The 2416-nt window shown below is 71.8% G+C and carries 1 protein-coding gene; it reads right to left on the bottom strand.

Features of this window, described 5'->3' with window-relative positions; translation table 11 throughout:
• A partial coding sequence (locus ABEA43_RS67565) for a condensation domain-containing protein (protein ID WP_345581470.1) occupies positions 1–2371 on the bottom strand: 2371 nt, incomplete at its 3' end.
• Positions 2372–2416: the final 45 nt, after the last annotated feature.

Genomic DNA, 2416 nt, shown 5'->3' with positions numbered 1-2416 from the left:
TCTCCGCAGCCGTCCGCACCAGCACCCCCACCTCCCGAGGATCGATCGGCGCCACCGCGTCCACCGCCAGCGAGATCCGATCCCCGTCGTCATCCACCGACACCAGCAGCGGATAGTTGGTGCGCTCGCGCAGGTACACGAGGCTGATCCCGTCGAGCGCCTCGTTCGGTTCCTGATCCTGGGGCTGTCCGGTGTTGTGGCGGTAGTTGAACAGGGCGGTGAACAGCGGCAGGTCACCCGGCACGCCGCTCGCCCGCTGCGCCAGGGTCAACGGCGCGTGCTCATGCTCCAGCAGCTCCGCCAGCTGGCTCCGCATCGCCGAGACCGCGCCCAGCACACCCAGCTCGCTGGTTCGCACGCGTACGGGAAGCGTGTTCATGTACGGCCCGGGGACCTGGTCGGAGCCGGCGCCCGCGTTCATGCGGCCGAACAGGACCGTGCCGAACACCACGTCGTCACGCCCCGACACCGCCGCCAGCACCCGCGCCCACGCCACATGCAGCAACGTCGCCGGACTCGCCCCCACCCGGCGCGCGACCTCCAGCAGTCGGGTGTGCAGCTCCGCCGAGAACGGGACGACCTGGCGGACCGCGCCCGCGCCGTCACCGCGCACGTCCACCAGCCCGAACGGCGCGGTCGGCTCGGTCACATCGCCGAGCAGCTCGGTGAAATAGCGCTCATGCTCGGCGCGCTCGACGGCGCCACGGGCCTGGGCCACGAAATTGCGGAACGGCAGCGGCCGGGCGAGCGTGCCGTCGCGCCCGGTCAGGATCGCCCGCACTTCCCGCAGGACGATCTCCAGCGCGGTGTGGTCGCGGACGATGTGGTGGTTACGTACCAGTCCGAGCCAGCGGCCGGTGCCGGGGATCGGGGTGATGTGCACGCTCATCAGGGGTGCGCGGCCCAGGTCCATCGCCTGGCCGACGTCCGCGACCAGGCGTTCCACCAGGTCGCCGTCCTGCGGGTGCACCTCCACCTCGTGTACGGGCAGGGTCGTGCGACGCCAGACGACCTGGACCGGCTCGCGCAGTCCTTCCCAGACGATCGAGGTGCGGTAGATGTCATGGCGATCGACGACCTGCTGCAGCGCGTCGAGGAAGGCGTCGAGCCGCCCGCGCGACGAGAACTCCAGCACGGTCGGCATCACGTAGGCGTCCTGACCGTCTTCCGCCAGCAGGTGGTGGAAGAGCAGTCCTTCCTGAAGCGGGGCAAGGGGGTAGATGTCGGCGATGTTCGCCGCGCCGCCCGCCACCGTGGCCGCGATCCGGCCGATCTCACCGGCGGTCAGCTCCACCAGGGGCAGCATGTCCGGGGTGATCATCTGGGTGTCGGCCGGGATGCCGTTGGCCGGCACCACCACCTGCTTCTCCCCCACCGACGCGGCCAGCCCCGCCGGCGTCGGCGCCTGGAAGAACGACCGCACGGACACCGACACACCCTGCGCCTGCAGCAACGCCACCAGCCGGATCGCCAGCAGCGACTGCCCGCCCAACGCGAAGAAGTCGTCCTCGACGCCGACGCTCTCCACGCCCAGCACCTTGGCGAAGGCCGCACACACCACCTCCTCCCGCGCGTTGACCGGCCCCCGCCCCACCCCGCCCGCCGACTCGGGCGCCGGCAGCGCGCGCCGATCCACCTTGCCGTTCACCGTCAACGGCAACGCCTCCAGCACCACCACCGCCGACGGCACCATGAACTCCGGCAGCCGCTCCCCCGCAAAGCCCCGGACCGACTCCGCCAGACCCGTCGCATCCCCGGCCGGCACCACATAGGCCACCAGTCGCCTGTCCCCTGGCCGGTCCTCGCGGGCGATCACCACTGCCTGCCCCACCTGCGGGTGCGCGGCCACCACCGCCCGCACCTCGCCAGGTTCGACCCGGAAGCCCCGCACCTTCACCTGATCGTCCACCCGGCCCAGGAAGACCAGCTGACCGTCGGCGGACCAGCGCACCCGGTCCCCGCTCCGATACATCCGCCCACCCCCGAACGGACACGCCACGAACCGCTCACCCGTCAACCCCGGCCTGCCGAGATAGCCCCGGGCCACCCCGTCCCCAGCGATATACAGCTCGCCCGCCACCCCCGGCGGCACCGGCGACAGCCACTCGTCCAGCACGAACACCCGCGTATTGGCCACCGGCCGGCCCACCACCGGGCTCCCGCCACCGACCTGCGCCACCGCCGCCAGCACCGTGCACTCACTCGGTCCGTAAAGGTTGAACCCCTCCACCTCGCCGGCCGCCAGCCGCTCCCACAAGGCGTCCGGCACCGCCTCGCCACCCACACCGAGCCGCTTCAGCCCAGCCCGCTCCAACAACCCGGCCTCCACCAGCACCTGCGCATACGACGGCGTCACCTCCGCGAAATCCACCCCACCCAGCCACTCCACCAACCGCCCCGCATCCAGCCACGTCTC

Origin of the sequence: Nonomuraea rosea, assembly GCF_039539705.1 — a bacterium.
In the GTDB taxonomy this organism is placed as follows: Bacteria; Actinomycetota; Actinomycetes; order Streptosporangiales; family Streptosporangiaceae; genus Nonomuraea; species Nonomuraea rosea.
This window is presented reverse-complemented; position numbering and strand designations above follow the sequence as displayed.